Annotated in this window: 13 protein-coding genes and 3 tRNA genes; all 16 read right to left on the reverse strand. The window is 37.1% G+C overall.

Going from position 1 to position 15,532, the window contains the following annotated elements:
* Positions 1–49 precede the first annotated feature (49 nt).
* Positions 50–1,516 (reverse strand): peptidoglycan DD-metalloendopeptidase family protein, encoded by a 1,467-nt coding sequence (locus RCG20_RS11160; RefSeq protein WP_308180250.1) that lies wholly within the window; start codon positions 1,514–1,516, stop codon positions 50–52.
* Positions 1,517–1,900: 384 nt separating this feature from the next.
* Positions 1,901–1,973, reverse strand: a tRNA-Phe gene (locus tag RCG20_RS11165).
* Positions 1,974–2,037: 64 nt separating this feature from the next.
* Positions 2,038–2,109, reverse strand: a tRNA-Glu gene (locus RCG20_RS11170).
* Positions 2,110–2,119: 10 nt separating this feature from the next.
* Positions 2,120–2,195 (reverse strand) — tRNA-Lys (locus tag RCG20_RS11175).
* 341 nt (positions 2,196–2,536) lie between these two features.
* Entirely contained in the window at positions 2,537–3,829 is a 1,293-nt protein-coding gene (locus RCG20_RS11180) for an adenylosuccinate synthase (RefSeq protein WP_308180251.1), read from the reverse strand.
* A 194-nt stretch (positions 3,830–4,023) separates the two neighbouring features.
* The gene (gene dnaB / locus RCG20_RS11185; RefSeq protein ID WP_308180252.1) at positions 4,024–5,388 is read right to left on the reverse strand and encodes a replicative DNA helicase; all 1,365 of its coding nucleotides are present in this window, start codon (positions 5,386–5,388) and stop codon (positions 4,024–4,026) included.
* A gap of 327 nt (positions 5,389–5,715) precedes the next feature.
* Positions 5,716–6,165, reverse strand: coding sequence for a 50S ribosomal protein L9 (rplI, locus tag RCG20_RS11190; protein WP_308180253.1), 450 nt, complete (start codon positions 6,163–6,165; stop codon positions 5,716–5,718).
* Complete coding sequence (locus RCG20_RS11195) at positions 6,162–8,135, reverse strand: DHH family phosphoesterase (RefSeq protein ID WP_308180254.1); 1,974 nt, start codon at positions 8,133–8,135, stop codon at positions 6,162–6,164. The genes rplI and RCG20_RS11195 overlap by 4 nt, the downstream gene beginning before the upstream one ends.
* A gap of 24 nt (positions 8,136–8,159) precedes the next feature.
* Positions 8,160–9,104 carry a YybS family protein gene (locus RCG20_RS11200; protein WP_308180256.1) on the reverse strand — a complete coding sequence of 315 codons (945 nt, stop codon included), beginning with the start codon at positions 9,102–9,104 and terminating at the stop codon, positions 8,160–8,162.
* A gap of 175 nt (positions 9,105–9,279) precedes the next feature.
* Positions 9,280–9,519, reverse strand: coding sequence for a 30S ribosomal protein S18 (rpsR, locus tag RCG20_RS11205; RefSeq protein ID WP_308180257.1), 240 nt, complete (start codon positions 9,517–9,519; stop codon positions 9,280–9,282).
* 42 nt (positions 9,520–9,561) lie between these two features.
* Positions 9,562–10,074, reverse strand: coding sequence for a single-stranded DNA-binding protein (gene ssb, locus RCG20_RS11210; protein ID WP_308180258.1), 513 nt, complete (start codon positions 10,072–10,074; stop codon positions 9,562–9,564).
* Between the two features lie 73 nt (positions 10,075–10,147).
* The gene (gene rpsF, locus RCG20_RS11215) at positions 10,148–10,435 is read right to left on the reverse strand and encodes a 30S ribosomal protein S6 (RefSeq protein WP_308184326.1); all 288 of its coding nucleotides are present in this window, start codon (positions 10,433–10,435) and stop codon (positions 10,148–10,150) included.
* A gap of 190 nt (positions 10,436–10,625) precedes the next feature.
* On the reverse strand, positions 10,626–11,726 hold the full coding sequence (gene ychF / locus RCG20_RS11220) for a redox-regulated ATPase YchF (RefSeq protein ID WP_308180259.1): 1,101 nt from the start codon (positions 11,724–11,726) through the stop codon (positions 10,626–10,628).
* A 168-nt stretch (positions 11,727–11,894) separates the two neighbouring features.
* On the reverse strand, positions 11,895–13,898 hold the full coding sequence (locus RCG20_RS11225; RefSeq protein ID WP_308180260.1) for a molybdopterin-dependent oxidoreductase: 2,004 nt from the start codon (positions 13,896–13,898) through the stop codon (positions 11,895–11,897).
* 245 nt (positions 13,899–14,143) lie between these two features.
* Positions 14,144–14,341 carry a DUF951 domain-containing protein gene (locus RCG20_RS11230; protein WP_308180261.1) on the reverse strand — a complete coding sequence of 66 codons (198 nt, stop codon included), beginning with the start codon at positions 14,339–14,341 and terminating at the stop codon, positions 14,144–14,146.
* Positions 14,342–14,356: 15 nt separating this feature from the next.
* On the reverse strand, positions 14,357–15,241 hold the full coding sequence (locus tag RCG20_RS11235; protein WP_308180262.1) for a mechanosensitive ion channel family protein: 885 nt from the start codon (positions 15,239–15,241) through the stop codon (positions 14,357–14,359).
* Between the last annotated feature and the right edge of the window lie 291 nt (positions 15,242–15,532).

Consider the following 15,532-nt stretch of genomic DNA (forward strand, 5'->3'; position numbering starts at 1 on the left):
TAAGTTGAAAATGAAAAAGCCTCTAGGAAAAACTAGAGACTTCAAATGATTACCTTCTTAAATAACCTGCTGGGTTTTTTAACGCACCATTTTTATACACTTCAAAATGCAAATGAACACCGGTTGCGTCTCCTGTTGCACCCATCACGCCGATCGTTGAACCCTTCGCTACGGTTTGGCCAACCCCTATCTCAATGGTAGACAAATGGCCGTAAACTGTACGGTAGCCATTTTGATGGTCTATGACAATTTTATTTCCATAGCTTCCATCCCAACCTGCCGAAACAACAATGCCATTGTCAGCTGCTTTAATCGCATAACTGCTTGGTCTTGCAATATCAATTCCTTTATGCATTTTACCCCATCGATAACCCATTTGGCTGGAAATATATCCTCCAACAGCAGGCCAGCTAAAACTGCCCTCACCACGTGAAGGAATAACTTTTGTTCCTTTAATAACAATGTGATTTATTGGTGCTTCCAAGACTTTTTTAGTAGTGATTTCTTTTTTAACCGCAATTCCATTTTGTAAAGTCAAATTAAATGTCACGGATTGAATTCCGTTACTTCCTTGTTGTTTTTCTCTGCTCTCCCCTTTAGGAAGGGACGCGTCATTTACAACCTCATTTTGATACGGAATAGCTTCCTTTTGGTTTATTTCCTTTTCAACAATTACTTCTACATATGGTTTTGGTACCGTTATATTGACCTCTTGATCAGGTTTTAGAACGGAATCCTCTGTTAAACCGGGATTTAAAACCAGCAATTGGGCTAATGTTAGCCCGTGGTTATTCGCAATAGATCCAAGAACATCGCCATCTTGAACTTTATATTTCTTTTCTTCTATTGTCCCTTTTTGTAAAAAATTGATTGCTTGATCAGCTGTTACAATTTTATCAGGAGAAATTCTTGTCTCTTCAATTGAAACCTTTTTTGATAAACGAACGTCTAATAGACGAGTTTCATTTTCCTTAAGTGGTGCTAAAGGAGTAGTAGAAGCTTTTCTTGCCTCAATTTCTTTCAACTGATCCTCTGTCACAAATTTAAGTTCAAGGTTTTTCACGACTTGTTCTGCAGTATCCTGGCTATCCAAATAAACCACTGGTTTGCCATCAATAGTTATAGCTGCAGTTTCAGCTTGGAGCTGGATGGATTTTTCAAGATTATCTATAGTATCTTTGTCATTAGCTGTTGAATGGAAAACTCGTTCTGAAATGTATGTAATTTGTGAGCCTAATTGAAGATCAACGTTTTTATAGGAATTCTTAACTTCTTTAGATTTCTCAGTAATTAATTGATTGATTACTTCTTTATCAGAAACGATGCCAATATAGGTATCATTTAAATATACATAATATACGGTTATAAATTTTGGGGTTTCAGCTAAGGCCATGGGACCATTACTGAAAATAATAGCCGATGCGGCAACTGCGGTAATAGCAGCCATTTTTATCGATGGTTTTGTTAGTAGTCTTAAGTTGTCTAATAGATTTGATATTTTTTCCCTAAATCTCATTATTACCCTCCCTAAAACCTAAAAAGCATCTAGCAATCTAGCTAATGCATAAAATGAATTTTCCTTCAATCTCATTCTTCTTAACTTTATCATAAATTGATTCGGAATTTTTCTAAGGCTTAGCAATGTAACAAAAATGTATAATTGCTGACATTTTATGACTTTTCAGCAAAAACCTTCGTATTCAAAAATAATATTTTGTCGAATACAAATAGGTATATTTCCTTATGCCGTAGGGGATTTTGAAGTTCTATGGTACTATATTTTGTTTCTATATATAACAAAAGACTTTGTTTGTTTTTGTAAAAAAAAGGTTGTTTTGTTGCAATTATATTACGATTAGCAAAAACAAAGAGAGTTTGCATCTGCAAACTCTCTTTGTGATGGCTCGGGACGGAATCGAACCGCCGACACAAGGATTTTCAGTCCTTTGCTCTACCGACTGAGCTACCGAGCCGTAATTAAATTGTTATTCACTAATTTTGCCGACTGAGCTACGAGCAATAAATTATTAATTACAATGACCCCTACGGGACTCGAACCCGTGTTACCTCCGTGAAAGGGAGGTGTCTTAACCACTTGACCAAGGGGCCATATAAATAATGGTGAGCCATGAAGGACTCGAACCTTCGACCCTCTGATTAAAAGTCAGATGCTCTACCAACTGAGCTAATGGCTCGTAAATTTAATATAATTCACTAATCTTTACTTTCAATCGTCAGATGCTCGAAAGATCTCACGAACTTTCTCGCAGATTGCACGCAGAAGCTTAATCAAGTAGTAAGCAATCTGCTCTACCAACTGAGCTAAAATACAGGTTATTATGCCAAATGCTACCTCACTTGTGACGACGTTTTTTATAATATCATAAGTAATTCATTCAAGGCAATACTTTTTTTGAAAAATAATTTTGTAAAACGATATTGTTTATATAACCATCTTTTGCTCATTCGTTTAATGCCTTCATTTTTCAATTAAATGAGGCAAAAAAAAGTGAGTGCGAGAGCACTCACTTTTTTCTTATATCTGTCTCCAAGGACTGCGTACAACATTTGTTTGATTGCGGTCAGGGCCTACAGAGAATGTCGATAAAGGAATTCCTGTTAGCTGTGAAACTCGTTCAACATAGTGACGTGCATTTGCAGGTAATTCATCTAATGTTTTGCATGCTGTAATATCCTCTGGCCAGCCTGGAAGCTCCTCATATACTGGCTCACATTCAGCCAATACCTTTAAGCTTGCTGGAAACTCTTCGATTACCTCACCTTTGTAGCGGTAAGCAACACAAATTTTCACTGTTTCAATACCTGAAAGTACATCGATTGAATTAAGTGATAAGTCAGTAAGCCCACTCACACGACGAGCATGACGAACAACGACACTGTCAAACCAACCGATTCGGCGTGGACGACCAGTTACGGTTCCATATTCACGTCCTACTTCACGTATTTGATCTCCAAGCTCATTATTTAATTCTGTTGGGAATGGACCGTCACCAACCCTAGTTGTATAAGCCTTACATACACCAACAACATGGTTGATTTTTGAAGGACCTACTCCAGAACCGATCGTTACACCACCTGCAACTGGATTTGAAGAAGTAACAAATGGATATGTTCCTTGATCGATATCTAACATGACACCTTGAGCACCTTCAAATAATACTCGGCGACCATCGTCTAATGCATCATTCAATACAACAGAGGTATCACAGACGTATTTTTTGATTTGTTGGCCATATTGGAAATATTCCTCTAAAATATCCTCTATTTTAAATCCAGTGGTATTATAAATTAGCTCAAATAAACGATTTTTTTCTTTAAGGTTTCGTTCAAGTTTCTCTTCGAATACTTCATGATCAAGTAAGTCCGCAATTCTAATGCCAATACGAGCTGCTTTATCCATATAAGCAGGCCCAATTCCCCTTTTTGTTGTGCCAATTTTATTAGCACCTTTACTTTCTTCTTCTACTTCATCCAATTTAAGATGGTAAGGAAGAATAACATGGGCACGGTTACTAATGCGTAGATTTTCAGTAGAAACACCTTTTTCATTGAGATAGGCAAGTTCTTCTAAAAGTGCTTTTGGATCAACAACCATTCCATTTCCAATTACACAAATTTTTTCTTTATAAAAAATCCCTGATGGAATTAAACGCAATTTGTAAGTTTCTCCACCAAAATGAATGGTGTGTCCAGCATTATTTCCCCCTTGATAGCGAGCAACAACTTCAGCATTTTCCGAAAGAAAGTCAGTGATTTTTCCCTTTCCTTCATCTCCCCATTGTGTTCCAACAACAACTACTGATGACATAAAAAGCACCTCCGAATTAAAAAACATTAAATCTTTTTTATCCCAAACACAGTTTACCAAGTTCACTATAAGTAAGTCAACAAAACACGAACATTTTATACTTATTTATAAAAATATGTTCGTGAAAATAGTAATCTCTCACTATATGAAAAGGGTTAGCTCATAAAGTGGCTAACCCTTTTTAAAATTCTTTATTATGCTCCAGGAGGTATGCCCGTCTCATCATAACGTTTTTCAAGGTTTACAAATTTATTGTACTCCTTAACAAAAGCTAGTTGAACAGTACCTGTTGGGCCATTACGCTGCTTTGCAATAATAATTTCGATTATATTTTTGTTCTCTGATTCCTTATCGTAATAATCATCACGATATAGAAAAGCAACGATATCTGCATCTTGCTCAATACTACCCGATTCACGAATATCAGACATCATCGGACGTTTATCTTGACGCTGTTCAACACCACGGGAAAGCTGAGAAAGAGCAATAACAGGAATTTGCAATTCACGTGCCAATGCTTTTAACGATCTTGAAATTTCAGAAACCTCTTGTTGACGGTTTTCACCAGACCGTCCATTGCCTTGAATCAACTGTAAATAATCAATTAAGATCATTCCTAAACCATGTTCCTGTTTTAAGCGTCGACACTTTGAGCGAATTTCACTGATTCTAATCCCTGGGGTATCATCGATAAAAATTCCAGCGTTTGAAAGGCTACCCATTGCCATCGTGAGTTTTCCCCAATCATCATCTGTAAGAGAACCTGTACGAAGTCGCTGAGCATCTATATTTCCTTCCGCACAAAGCATCCGCATCACCAATTGTTCAGCACCCATTTCAAGACTAAAGATGGCCACATTTTCGCCTGTTTTGGTACCAACATTCTGGGCAATATTTAAGGCAAAAGCCGTTTTACCAACAGAGGGACGTGCACCAACAATAATCAAATCATTCCGTTGAAACCCAGCTGTTATGCGGTCAAGTTCACTAAAACCCGTTGCAATCCCAGTAATATCGCCTACACGGTTATGCATTAATTCAATATTATCATAAGTCCGAACAAGAACATCTTTAATACTATGAAAAGCACCTGCGTTTTTCCTCTGAGAAACTGCTAAAATATTTTTTTCTGCTTCCCCTAAAAGTGCTTCAACTTCATCTTCTCGGGTATAGCCATCTTGAGCAATACCAGTTGCAGTACGTATTAGCCGCCTCAACAATGACTTTTCTTCTACAATTCTTGCATAATATTCAATATTAGCAGCGGTTGGCACCGATCCAGCTAGTTCACTTAAATAGCTAACTCCCCCGGTATCTTCTAAAAGTTTAGTTGCAGCTAGCTCCTCAGTAACTGTTATTAAATCAACCGCTTTACCATGGTCATTCAGCTTCAGCATAACATTAAAAATCTTTTGATGTGCTGCACGATAAAAATCTTCCGGTATTAATATTTCAGAAGCCAATGTTAAAGAAGATGGTTCTAAAAAAATAGCACCTAGTACTGCTTGCTCAGCCTCTATATTTTGCGGTGGTAATCGATCTGCGAATAAATCACTCATATTTTAACCTCCTATTATGAAGAGGAATCATTTAATTAGATAATATTTCTCCTAAAAAAGAAGAAAAAGTGACCAGTTAGAACCGATCACATTTTTGACTAGAAAAGGGGACGGAGCTACGCTTACCTTCATTTGTAGAAAAATAGAATATATAAGAAATTTTACTTAAAAAATCATCCTATTTAGCTTTGCTCTCGTCACCTTAATTATATTTGTTTCTTACTTATAATTGCTCTTAATTTTATACTTGGGCTCGAAATTGAACCACATGTATGTTTTCACTCTTATTAGTTTAACATGTTTGTCCGCAAAAACGAACTGCCAAATTTAGTTTACTTCTTTCACATGGACATTCAATGAAGCTGTTACTTCATGATGAAGCTTTACAGGAACCTTAGTAGAGCCTAAAGAACGAATCGCTTCCTCCAACTCCATTTTACGTTTATCAATTTTAAAGCCATGTTTTTTATGCAACTCTTCAGCAATTTGCTTAGTTGTGATGGATCCGAATAATCTTCCACCTTCACCAGCCTTCGCACTTAATTCGACTGTAACTTTTTCTAATGCCTCTTTTAATTTTTTTGCCTCAGCAAGTTCTTCTTCTGCTGCTCTTTCTTCCTTTTTCTTCTGAGCAGCTAAAGTGCTTACACTTGCTTGGTTTGCTTCAATTGCCAAACCTTGCTTAATTAAAAAGTTATGGCCATATCCATCTGCGACATTTTTTACTTCTCCTTTTTTCCCTTTACCTTTTACATCTTTCAAGAAAATAACTTTCATTCTTTTCTTCCTCCTTCAGAATATTCATCAATAGCCGCTTTCAGCTGGCTTTCTGCTTCATCAAGTGTTAGCCCTTGGAGTTGGGTCGCAGCATTTGTTAGATGCCCTCCACCATGGAGGCTTTCCATAATTACCTGGACATTTACAGCTCCAAGCGATCTTGCACTAATTCCAATCATTCCTTCACTTCTAATTGAGATTACAAAGGAAGCAATGACGCCATCTAAAGTCAGTAATGTATCAGCAGTTTGGGCTATGGTAACCTGATCATTAATTTGATCGTTACTTCCTTTTGCAATTGCAATACCCTCCCGATAAAACATAACTGATTCAATTAATTTGGACCTTTTTATATACGTATCAATATCTTCCTTTAAGAATTTTTGAACGAGTACGGTATCTGCTCCTTGAGCTCTTAAGTATGAGGCAGCATCGAATGTTCGCGAGCCTGTCCTCAATGTGAAGCTTTTCGTATCAACAATAATTCCTGCTAGAAGGGCTGTCGCCTCTAAAATATCAATTTTCCCTCGTTTTGGTTGATATTCCAGCAGCTCTGTAATCAGTTCTGCAGTAGATGATGCATATGGTTCCATATAAACAAGTAAAGGATTTTTAATAAAATCTTCCCCGCGCCGATGATGGTCAATCACCACTACTTTATCTATCTTATTCAAAAGTCGTTCTTCAATAACAAGTGATGGTTTATGGGTATCAACGATTACGAGTAATGTATTGTCTGTAGCCATCTCAAGGGCAGCTTCAGGACTAATAAACCGAGAAAGTAATTGTTCATGTTGGCGGATTTCTTCAACAAGACGTTGAACCCCCGTATCTAATTTTTGAAAATCAATAACAATATAGGCATCCTTCTGGTTCATTTGTGCAACCTTGTGAATTCCTATTGATGAACCAATGGAATCCATATCCGGGTTCTTGTGGCCCATGATAATCACTTTATCGCTTTCAGTAATAAGCTCCTTCAGAGCATGAGAAATGACCCTTGCCCTTACCCTTGTTCGCTTCTCAATAGGATTGGTCTTTCCTCCAAAGAATCTCACCTTACCATTTGCTGTTTTGATGGCAACTTGGTCACCACCTCGCCCTAAAGCTAAATCCAGGCTTGATTGAGCGAGCGTTCCTAATTCTGGCAACGATGAAACACCGGCTCCAACACCAATACTCAATGTAAACGATACATTTTGTTTAGATGTCATCTCCCTAACCTCATCAAGAATAGAAAACTTCCCTTTTTCAAGCAATTGAAGGATCCCTTCATTAAAGACAGCAACAAACCGTTCTGATGAAATTCTTTTTAGATAAATTTGATTATCCTGTGACCATTTATTTAAGATTGACGTAACAAGATTATTGATGCTACTGCGTACCTGATCATCCATACCTTGCGTCAATTCATCATAATTGTCTAAAAAGATAATCGCAATAACAGTCCGCTCTATACGATACATTTTTTCTATTTCTGCTTGCTCCGTTACATCAAAGAAATAGAGGAGCCGTTCATCAGGTTTATGAATCACCCTGAATTTTCGATCATGAAGCTTTATAATTTCTGTTTCTACTTCCTGTTTAATTAAAGGAATTAGTGCATCTGCTACATCATAAAGCGATCTTCCTAAAAGTGTAACTTCATCAAAACAGGAGGATAGGAAAGGGTTTGTCCACTCAATATAATACTCATCATTAATGAGCATAATCCCTATCGGCATTTCCATAAGAGCCTCTTCGCCGACTCTTTTGACTCTATACGATAGGTTAGAGATATATTCCTCCATTTCCTTCCTTTGTTGTCGTTCAATCGTAAACATATAGTAAATGGGTAAAGCCATAATCAACAACCCGGCCAAACTTAATATCCAATTATAGAGGGTCAAGACGATAAGAAGCACCACTGTAACGCCGATTAGCCCATAAAAGGGATATCGAATCGATCGTTCTGTTAAAAATGAAGGCAATATTTTCAGCTCCTTAACGTGTCTTTACTTTTTCTTATCAGAACGCCCCTTAAGGCCAAAACCTAAGTCAATTATACCTAATATCCCTATAATATAAAGGAAAAGAGGGATAAGTATGGTAAAAACAGAAATGAGGATTGGAAATGACTTCTGAGAACCTCTTTTATAAAAGAAGTAAAATATAAAGGTTAATCCCTGAAAGACCATAAACATTTGCAATATATATGTAAGGTTTTGAAGTGCATTATACAAGTATGTCCCTGTTTCCGGATGAAATAACAAATTTCCTAGCATCGCGAGTAAATAATACCATAAAAGGCTTCTTGGCAATGAGATTTCTCTCATCGGTTTCCAATTTTCAACTTTGATACCAAATCTTTTGAGGATCGGTAAGGACAACAATTGAATAAAAAAGACAACGATAAACGATGATATAACAAACAAACTTGGGACAAGGGTTTTAATTTGATCTATACCCTTTTCAAATTGATCTAATACCTTTTTACTTTCTTGTTGTTGCCCCATATTCGTAAACATCTTGGATGACATATCGAGCGAATCATGAATCGTTTTCAACATTTCATCAATAATATTAAAGTGAAAAAAGGCTGAAGTAACAATATATTGAATAACTAAGTTTACTAAAAACACGAGTGATCCAGAGATTAAAATAGTTGTCCTATTCTTATTTTTTTGAAGCAAATACCCCATCACGGCTCCTGTTAACCCATATGCAAGGGTAAGTGGTAGCGCGAAAATCGTGCCAGTAATAAATGAAATGAGTAGCGAAACAATGACAAAAACAATAATACTTTTCAATTCATTTTTCGCAGCAAATAAAATAAATGGCAACGGTAAAAATAAGTTAACAACTACACCTATAACAGGAACATAGATTGTTAATAACAATAAAACAGTGAAAGCAGCTATAAGAATAGCCCCTTCGGTTAGTTTACGGACATTTTTCACTTCTTCACCCCTAGAATTAATTACATATCCTTTTCCCTTATTTTAGCTAGTATAACATTTTGATTCAACTAACAGAAAGAGAGAAAAAAACAAAAGCAAAAGCGCGCCCAAAAATGGAATTTATATGCAAAGAAAAAAGCAGCAAGGGAGCGTCCCTTACTGCCTTCCATTGAAATTATTCACCTGAAACATATGGTAATAATGCCATCATACGTGCACGTTTAATCGCAACAGTTAATTTGCGTTGGTACTTTGCGTTTGTACCAGTTACACGACGAGGTAAGATTTTTCCACGCTCAGAAATGAATTTCTTAAGTAAATCAACATCTTTATAATCGATGTGAGTGATTCCGTTTGCTGTAAAATAACAAACTTTACGACGTTTTGCACGTCCGCCTTTGCGTCCACCTGCCATGAAGATTCCCTCCTTTATAGTAAATTTGGTTTAAAGTTCTTCTTAGAATGGAAGATCATCATCAGAGATGTCAATTTGCCCATTTCCTGCAAAAGGATCCTCGTCCATCCGAGTAAAACCTTGGTTATTATTATTATTATTATTTGGTCGTTGATTCTGATTGTTGTTTCCATAAGGAGCTTTTTGTTCCCTGGGAGCACCAAACTGATCGCTGTCACTTCTTCCACCAGATGAGTTTTTAGGTTCAAGGAATTGAACACTCTCTGCCGAGACTTCAGTAACATAGACACGCTTGCCATCTTGTCCTTCGTAGTTGCGAGTTTGTATGCGACCATCAACTCCAGCTAGGCTGCCTTTTTTTAAAAAATTAGCAACATTTTCTGCTGGACGCCGCCAAACAACACAGTTAATAAAGTCTGTTTCTTTTTCACCTTGCTGATTTGAAAATGACCGATTTACGGCAAGGGTGAAAGTAGCAACAGGAACTCCATTTGGTGTATAACGCAAATCAGGATCTTTTGTTAAACGTCCGACAAGCACAACACGATTCATCATCAGAATCAACTCCTTTTCTTCCAGATAATGTTCCATGTGAAACATTCATACTAGAAAGCCAATATATCAAGTCTTAAACTTCTTCTTTAATTACAATATGGCGAATAATATCTTCGCTAATTTTTGCCAAGCGAGAGAATTCTTCTACCGCAGCAGCTGAAGATGTTATTTTTGCGATTTGGTAGTATCCGTCGCGGAAATCGTTGATTTCGTATGCAAGACGGCGTTTACCCCAATCTTTTGTTTCAGCTGTTTCCGCACCATTATCTAGAAGAATACCATTAAAACGCTCTACAAGAGCCTTTTTAGCTTCATCTTCAATATTTGGGCGGATGATGTACATGATTTCGTACTTTCTCATCACTGTCACCTCCTTTTGGTCTAGACGGCCCTATTGGGCAAGGAGCAATTGTTCATTACTCACAGGTTAAAATTATAGCATAGGTTTCCATTAAAAGCAATGCTCGGCCAAAGTTGAAAAAATTTTGGTAGGCAATTATTTCCCAGCGAATGAAAAAAACTCCACAGTGAACTCTGTGGAGTCAAAAATTTTAAACATTAAAGCGGAAGTGAATAACATCTCCGTCTTTAACTTCATATTCTTTACCTTCAAGTCTTACTCTCCCAGCTTCACGTGCTCCGCCCATTGTGCCTGCTGCTAATAAATCATCATAAGAAACGGTTTCAGCACGGATAAATCCTTTTTCAAAGTCTGAATGAATGATACCTGCACATTGAGGAGCTTTCATTCCTCTTCTGAACGTCCAAGCACGAACTTCTTGAACACCAGCAGTAAAGTAAGTTGCTAGGCCAAGCAAGCTATAAGTGGCACGAATCAATTGGTCCAGACCTGATTCCTCAATGCCTAACTCCTGTAAAAACATTGTCTTCTCTTCACCTTCAAGCTCAGCAATTTCAGATTCGATTTTTGCACAAATAACAATTACTTCTGCATTATCTCGAGCAGCAAATTCACGGACCTTTTGAACATACTCATTTGAGGAAGGATCTGCAACATCGTCTTCACTAACGTTTGCTACATAAAGTACGGGCTTAATTGTTAAAAGATGTAGCATTTTTGCTATTTTCAACTGATCTTCTGTAAAATCAACTGTACGAGCAGGCTTCTCTGCTTCAAATGCATCCCTAAGCATTGCTAGGACTTCAAATTCCGCAACAGAATCCTTATCTCTTTGCTTCGCTAATTTTTCCACACGGCTAATTCGTTTTTCAACAGATTCCATATCAGCAAGAATCAATTCTAGATTAATTGTTTCAATATCATCAATTGGGTCCACTCTTCCAGCAACATGTGTGATATTGTCATCAGCAAAACAACGAACAACATGGCAGATTGCATCCACTAATCGAATGTGCGAAAGGAATTTGTTACCTAGCCCCTCTCCCTTACTTGCTCCCTTAACAATCCCAGCAATATCGGTAAATTCAAATGCTGTCGGGACAGTCTTTTTCGGCTGAACAAGTTCAGTTAGTTTATTTAAACGGTGGTCTGGTACTTCAACAATTCCTACATTTGGATCAATCGTACAGAACGGGTAGTTTGCAGATTCAGCCCCTGCCTGTGTAATAGCATTAAATAAAGTAGACTTACCAACATTCGGCAAACCCACGATCCCAGCGGTTAAAGCCATTTCATGTCACTCCTCAAATTACATAATTATCTATCAGATATAGTAACGGTCATTATAATAAAAAGCCTCTCACAATTATAGGCATTTGTCATTAAAAAGACAAGACATACTAAAAAACGAAAATATGTTAGAAAAAGGAAACAAAAAACTGCCACTTAGAAGCGACAGTTATACTTTTTCAATATTTACCAGACAATCATATAATGTACTTCCAAGTCCATTATCAGATGCCCTACTTGAGGTAAGATTATTAACAGATCCCCCAAATTTATTCCAAATTCCTTCATCTATATTAATTGTGTTAGGATGGGCTCTTTGAAAGATGGAGACAAGTCCTTTAATCTCCCCTCGATTGTTCCATACCCTCACTTCATCACCTTCCTGTAAAAGATGATCTTTTGCAATATTTTTTGCTACCTCTACTTTAACAAATGGGGTATTTCCGAAAAGATGGTAATTTTGCGAATGATTAGAACGTAAGGGATGTATGGTTAACAAGCTATAAGGAAATTCTTTAGCAAGATCTGGATTTGACCATCTAGATTCTGCTGGAAGAGATAATTTTAACAATCCATTATCATCCTTGGTTTGACCCATAAGCGATGTAAATTCAAATTTACCACTCGGTGTATCAAAACTGCGATTATCCCATGGAATCTTTTTAACTGGAAGGTCTAATGTATGGTTCTCCTTTAGCTTTTCTAGCGTAAACCCTTTTTTCTCTAAAGTATTTAGACACATCTTTAGCCATTGCTCTCTTGTGAAATGAAAATCTTCCCCAAATCCAAGCCTGTTAGCTAGTTGCTTCCATATCCATAAGTCTGATTTAACCTCACCAGGTGCATCTATAAGTTTTGGCCCATAATTGACATAATGGTGATACATAGAGGAATAATATAAATCTTCCTCCTCAAATACAGTTGTTGTAGGCAAAACATAGTCAGCTAACATTGCAGTATCCGTCATAAACTGTTCAATCACAACAAGAGTTGAAACAGAGGTGAAGGCTTCCTTTACAATGGTGGAATCAGGGACTTGTGTAAGTGGATTTCCACAAGTTACAAAGATCATTTTAATTTCTGGGTCTTTTGCAGCTAATACCTCTTCCGCCTGTTTCATAATCGGAAACTGCCTTAGATTCTCTTTGCGGCTAGGGAGTGTTAGCTGTTCAAAATCGAAACTCTGTCCAACTTGAATGTTGGCATAATTAGCCCCACCACCAGGAATTCCTATGTTTCCGCTAAGAGCAACAACTGCATCAATTAAGCGAATTGTATTTCCACCATTTTCATAACGTTGTAGACCAAGACCCATATAAGTTGATGTTGGTTTGTCTGCAAATACAAAAGCCAAATGATTGATTACATCTTTAGGAACCTCTGTCATTTCACTAATCTCATCCAAGGATATTCCATCAAGGAGGTCCATTAAATCGGAAAAACCGTGCGTAAAATGATCAATAAATGGTCGGTCCTCTAACCCTAGCCGCAGCATTTCCTTCATAATACCAGCAGCTAGAATTCCATCCATACCAGGACGAATCGAAATGTATTCATTTGCAATTTTTGCTGTTGCGTTAAAAATGGGATCAATAACGTATAATTTAGCTCCTTGCTTTTTTGCTTCAAGTAGCTTTTGATAAAAGTGCATATTAGTCCTTGCGGCATTTCTCCCCCACACAATGATATTTTTACTATTATGTATATCATCCGGTGCATGGCTGATTGCATTACCAAAATCCCACTTTTGAGCTTCGATTCCAGAGCCCCAACAAAGAGAGCCCACTAGTTCCGTTACCCCTCCATAGCAGTTAAAAAACCGCTGATCAACATTTGTTAAGATCCCATTATTTGCATAATCATGGCTATGCAGCACGGCTGTTGATCCATACTTTTTCTTTATTTCCTTCATCTTTAATCCAATTTCATTTAAAGCCTGTTCCCATGAAATTTTTTTAAATTCTCCATTTATTTTTTTTAATGGAAACAACAATCTCTCGGGTGAATTTGTCCGTACTTCAAGCATTCGCCCGCGTCCGCAAATAGTTCCTTTTGTGATAGGATGTTCCTTATCCCCATCAACCTTTAAAACCTTTCCATTTTCAACGGTTACCTGAAAGCCACAGTTATCCCAACAATTTAGAGGACAAGCAGATCGATGAATAGTAGCCAATTTCTTCAACTCCTAAACTATTTTTCAGTCTATTCTTTTGGCTGTTTTCGCATAGATTGTTGTTTTTCGTACCTAGCCTAAAAACCCGAAATAACAATAGTATCGTGCTCTTTTCTTAAAAACTTCCTACGGTTTTCATCGGTAAACTGGAATCCCATTCTAATTTAGTTTCAACTAGCAATAAAGTTTAAGAAAAGAGCCATTCTTTTTAAGAAAAGGGGCATAGATGCACAAAAAGCATGAAATTATTCTTCATGCTTCACCAAAATCTTTTTCATTTTTCGAGAAAACTCTCGCCGAGGGATTAAAACGCTGTGGGAACAGCCTTCACACTTTATTCGTACATCCATGCCCATACGAATAATTTTCCACCGATTGACACCACAAGGATGTGCTTTTTTCATTTCAACAATGTCATTAAGTGTAAATTCTTTTTGCTCCATTCGTTGTTTCCCCCTTTAAACATCAGGTTGTTTTGTTGGTTCTATCTCCTTAGAATACATTACAAGTCTTGGAAGTGGTACTTCGATCCCATTTTGGTCAAGATGAAGCTTAACTTCTTTTCTAATCATCCTGGCAATATAAAAATGTTTCATCGGCAAGGTTTCCGCCACAATCCTTAACACAATCTCAGTAGGGCCAATATTTTGTACACCTAAAAGCTCAGGCACATTGACAATATCTTCAAATTGCTCAGGCATTTTTTCAAGAATGTCACTAATGACCCTCTCCGCCTTTTCAATATCTTCCTTATAAGAAATACCTACATCAACAACTGCTACACTATTGTTTAATGAAAAATTTGTAACTTCAGAGATACTTCCATTAGGTAGTATATGAAGCTCCCCAGTCCAACTTTTAATTTTTGTTGTTCTTAAACCGATGGCTTCTACACCACCCTCAAATTGTCCAACACGAATATGGTCACCCACGGAAAATTGATCTTCAAAAATAATAAAGAATCCTGACAGAATATCCTTTACTAAGTTTTGTGCCCCAAAACCTACTGCGAGTCCTACTATTCCTGCTCCAGCAAGTAAGGCCTTCACATCAATCGTTAAAACCGACAGGATCATCAAAAAGGAAATAAAATAAACAACATACGAAAGAATACTATCAATAAGCTTTTCGATGGTTGCTTCTCTTCGTTCAGAAGTCCTTAACGGAGATCGATTCCTGATTTTAAACATATTATGAATGGCTACTTTCCCAAGTCTTATTAGGATACTGGAAATAACCATAATCGCTACAATCTTTATAACTCCTTCACCAATCGTCAACCACATTCCTTCATCTACTAACCTTTCAGTCATTCTGTTAATAACCTTTTCAGTAGGAATCATTCCATCACCTTCCTTACAAACCAATATAGCGGAACATATACCACCTATTTTAGGATTGATCATTTATTTATAGAACCAAACTACCACAATAAAGAGGCTTGAGCAAAGTAAATTTCTTCATATCCATCGTAAAAAAAGGATAGTCTGCACTCAAAGTGTATGGACTTTCCTTTTTGCGGCACCCTTACACCTATCCATCCAAGATAAATAAAATTTATCCGTATTTCCCCTTATAGCCCATTTATATTTCCATATCATTCACTTGTTTCCTATTTATTCAGTTAATAGACG

The organism is Neobacillus sp. PS3-40 (assembly GCF_030915485.1).
GTDB lineage: Bacteria > Bacillota > Bacilli > Bacillales > Cytobacillaceae > JAUZPL01.

Coding starts and splice junctions, on each gene's coding strand:
- RCG20_RS11180 (WP_308180251.1), bottom strand. CDS start 3,829: ATGTCATCAGTAGTTGTTGTTGGAACACAATGGGGAGATGAAGGAAAG.
- RCG20_RS11230 (WP_308180261.1), bottom strand. CDS start 14,341: ATGGAGCAAAAAGAATTTACACTTAATGACATTGTTGAAATGAAAAAA.
- rplI (WP_308180253.1), bottom strand. CDS start 6,165: ATGAAAGTTATTTTCTTGAAAGATGTAAAAGGTAAAGGGAAAAAAGGA.
- rpsF (WP_308184326.1), bottom strand. CDS start 10,435: ATGAGAAAGTACGAAATCATGTACATCATCCGCCCAAATATTGAAGAT.
- RCG20_RS11235 (WP_308180262.1), bottom strand. CDS start 15,241: ATGATTCCTACTGAAAAGGTTATTAACAGAATGACTGAAAGGTTAGTA.
- ssb (WP_308180258.1), bottom strand. CDS start 10,074: ATGATGAATCGTGTTGTGCTTGTCGGACGTTTAACAAAAGATCCTGAT.
- rpsR (WP_308180257.1), bottom strand. CDS start 9,519: ATGGCAGGTGGACGCAAAGGCGGACGTGCAAAACGTCGTAAAGTTTGT.
- dnaB (WP_308180252.1), bottom strand. CDS start 5,388: ATGAGTGATTTATTCGCAGATCGATTACCACCGCAAAATATAGAGGCT.
- RCG20_RS11160 (WP_308180250.1), bottom strand. CDS start 1,516: ATGAGATTTAGGGAAAAAATATCAAATCTATTAGACAACTTAAGACTA.
- ychF (WP_308180259.1), bottom strand. CDS start 11,726: ATGGCTTTAACCGCTGGGATCGTGGGTTTGCCGAATGTTGGTAAGTCT.